Origin of the sequence: Pseudomonas sp. 8 R 14 (assembly GCF_900005955.1) — a bacterium.
In the GTDB taxonomy this organism is placed as follows: domain Bacteria; phylum Pseudomonadota; class Gammaproteobacteria; order Pseudomonadales; family Pseudomonadaceae; genus Aquipseudomonas; species Aquipseudomonas marginalis.
Genome location: NZ_CVTH01000012.1, coordinates 1 through 3,168 on the forward strand (window position 1 = coordinate 1; position 3,168 = coordinate 3,168).

The following is a 3,168-nucleotide window of genomic DNA, read 5'->3' on the forward strand; positions in this document are numbered from 1 at the left end:
GACGTCCCCCGGGGTGGTGATTGCCGCACTGACCATCATCAGCGTGATGGTGCGTACGGCGCCCACTAGAACTTATGCAGCCAATTGAGCACCAGTTTGTTGCCCTGCGTGCGGTTCTCCGCCTGCTGCTCGAAGTAGGCATTTACCGATAGCACGTCTTCCTTGCTGAACCCGTAGACCAGGCCTGGGCCGATGGCCCAGACCTTCTCCCGACGCCCGCTCACGGCGTGCCCATCGACCTGGGTATCGGTGATCTGCTTCAACCAGTAGCCGTTAACCCCTACGCTCAGTTGCTGGCTCACGGCATATTGCAGGGTCAGGTTGGCATGCAACGCCTGCCCGGCCTGGGTATCGGAAACATCCCCGAAGCCTGCCTGCGGATCATCGTTCTTGCCATTCCACAGGTACATGAACCGCCCGCTCGTCGACCACTTCGGGCTGAACCAGTACGTCGCCGCGTAATACGGGTTGAATGACCAGAAATTACTGCCTGGGTTGATCGAGCGCTTGCGGTCATAGGCGCCCACCGGCACCGAGATATCGGCTTCGATACGCTGGGTCAACAGCGGGCTGCCATCGGCACGGCTCAGGGTCGGCAGTTGCAGGAAGGGCCCCACAATCACATCACCAAAGCCGGCGCGAGAACTCAGGGCCGCATTGTTCAACCCGTCGTCGACATCCACGTGGGCCAGGGAGGTGTTGATCAGGGTGAATCCGGGCATCGCGCCATTCGCCAAGGGTTGGCCGAGGTAGATGATCTGCGTGGTGGGCGCCACCACTTCCACGTCCTGGTTGGGCAGTGCCAGCTTGTGGCCGTTGGCATCATTGAAACGGCTGGCCCGGGAGTACGTCAGGTATTCCTCCAGATACCACCCAGGGCCGGCGGGTGCCGGTGAGCCGTCGTAGAAACTGGTACTGCCCAGGTTGAGGCCGGGCAAGTCGTAAGCATGTGCAGTCGATGACAGTGCGATAAAGGTCCCGGCCGCAGCCGCCCGCAAGATAGGCTTGAGCATCTTGTATGTCCTGTATTTTTGTTGTTGTTCAAGACCCCCGGCACGGTGGATCCGCACCGGGGCTTACCGCTGTAGCAACCCCTACACGTAGGTCGCCGCCAACCCACCGTCCACCGGCAGATTGACCCCGTTGACCCAGCGCGCGGCGTCGGAGCACAGGAAGGCGATCACCGCCGCCACCTCATCGGCCAGGGCCGGACGGGTCATGCGCTGGCTGTCCGCAGCCACCCGCTCCGGCCCGAGCATGCTGACAAAATCGTCGAGAATCGGGGTAAACACCGGCCCCGGCGCCACGCAGTTGATACGCACCGAGTGATCACGAAACCAGCCTTGGGATTGCTGGAAGCTCCACACGATCAGCGCCTCCTTGAAGTACTGATAACAGCTGGCCTGCTCCACCGGATTGGCCGCCAGCCACTGCTGCCCGGCCTCGAAGCTGTGCGTCGCGGCCAGGGCCTTGTGCAGCTCCAGGCGTTGCGGCCATTGCGCACCGAGCACCGAGGCGACATTGACGATGCTGCCGCCCGCCGCCATGCGTGGCAGCAGCGCTTGAGTCAGGTGCCGCAACCCCAGGTAATTGACCGTGGCCACCGCTTGCACGGGCGCGGTACCGGGCACGCCGGCGATGTTGCACAGCCCATCGACCCGCGCCGGCAGGCGTGCCACCAGGGCATCGATGCTGGCCGGATCGCCCAGGTCAGCCTGGAAGAAGCCATCCAGGGTCAGTTGCGGTGCATGGCGATCAACGCCGATCACCGTGGCACCCTGGAAGCGCGCGAGCCGCGCCAGCTCGGCGCCAATGCCGGAGGCGACGCCGGTGACGACCAGGGTTTTGTTGTGCAGGTTCATGTTCAAGCCCTCTTGTTTTTGTATAGGCATAGGTGGATCAAAGCGATGAGCCAGGGCTCAGAACGGATAGACAGGTGCAGTGTTCTTCACCGTGACCCACTGCCACTGGCTGTACTCGTCCCAATCGGCCGGCCCGCCTACGCTGCCGCCATTACCGGAAGCGCCTCGCCCACCAAAGGGGTTGATGCATTCGTCGGCGACGGTCTGGTCATTGATGTGCAGCAGGCCGCAGTCAAGCCGCTCGCCGATGGCCATGGCACGCCCGACCGACGGTGAAATGATGGCGGCCGAGAGGCCGTACTCGGTGCGGTTGGCCAGCTCGATGGCCTCGTCGTCCGTGGCAAAACTGACCACCGTGGCCACCGGCCCGAAGATTTCATCCTCAAACGCGCGCATCCCTGGCCGCACACCGCTGAGCACGGTGGGCTGGTAGAACAATTGGTCGTATTCGCCACCCGCCTCCAACCGTGCGCCCGCTTGCAGGCTGTCGCTGACGATCTCGTGCACGCGCTGCAATTGCCGTTGGTTGATCAACGGGCCGAGCGCGGCTTCACCGCGGGCGGCATTGCCCACGGTCAACGCCCGGGCCTTGTCCACCAACTTGCGCGTGAGGCGTTCGGCGATGGATTCATGGGCGAGAATCAAGCCGGTGGCCATGCAGATTTGCCCCTGGTGCAGCCAGGCGCCCCAGGCGGCATTGCTCGCGGCCAGGTCGAGGTCGGCGTCTTCGAGAATGATCAGCGGGTTTTTGCCGCCCAGTTCCAGCGCGACTTTTTTCAGGTGTCGTCCGGCCACTTCGGCGACTTTGCGCCCCGCCGCCGTCGACCCGGTGAACGCAATCATCTGCACATTCGGATCGCGGCACAGCGCCTCACCCGCCGGCGCGGCGCCGGGCAACACCTGCAGCAGGCCCTTGGGCAAACCCGCCTCCTCGAACAGCCGGGCGATGAGAAAACCACCGCTGACCGGGGTCTGCGGGTCGGGCTTGAGCACCACCGCATTGCCCGCCGCCAGGGCCGGCGCCACCGAGCGCAGCGACAGCACCAGCGGAAAATTGAACGGTGAAATCACCCCGACCACGCCATGGGGCTGACGCCGGGCATAGGACAGGCGACCGGCCGCACTGGGCAGCACCAGCCCGTGAGGTTGGGACAACAGCCCCGCCGCCTGATGCAGCAGCACAATCGCTTCGCGCACTTCGTGTTCACCCTTGAACAACGCGCCGCCGGTTTCCCGCGCGACGTACAGCGCCAGTTCGGCAAAGGACTGCTGGGCCAGGTCCGCCGCCTTGCGAAACACCTCGGCG

3 protein-coding genes are annotated in these 3,168 nt (G+C 64.3%); all 3 read right to left on the minus strand.

Annotated features, from left to right (window positions below; genetic code table 11):
• Positions 1-65: 65 nt before the first annotated feature.
• Positions 66-1,013 (minus strand): SphA family protein, encoded by a 948-nt coding sequence (locus BFQ01_RS00390; protein ID WP_065923819.1) that lies wholly within the window; start codon positions 1,011-1,013, stop codon positions 66-68.
• An 81-nt stretch (positions 1,014-1,094) separates the two neighbouring features.
• Positions 1,095-1,862 carry a coniferyl-alcohol dehydrogenase gene (locus tag BFQ01_RS00395; RefSeq protein WP_065923820.1) on the minus strand — a complete coding sequence of 256 codons (768 nt, stop codon included), beginning with the start codon at positions 1,860-1,862 and terminating at the stop codon, positions 1,095-1,097.
• A 57-nt stretch (positions 1,863-1,919) separates the two neighbouring features.
• A partial coding sequence (locus BFQ01_RS00400) for a benzaldehyde dehydrogenase (protein WP_065923821.1) occupies positions 1,920-3,168 on the minus strand: 1,249 nt, incomplete at its 5' end.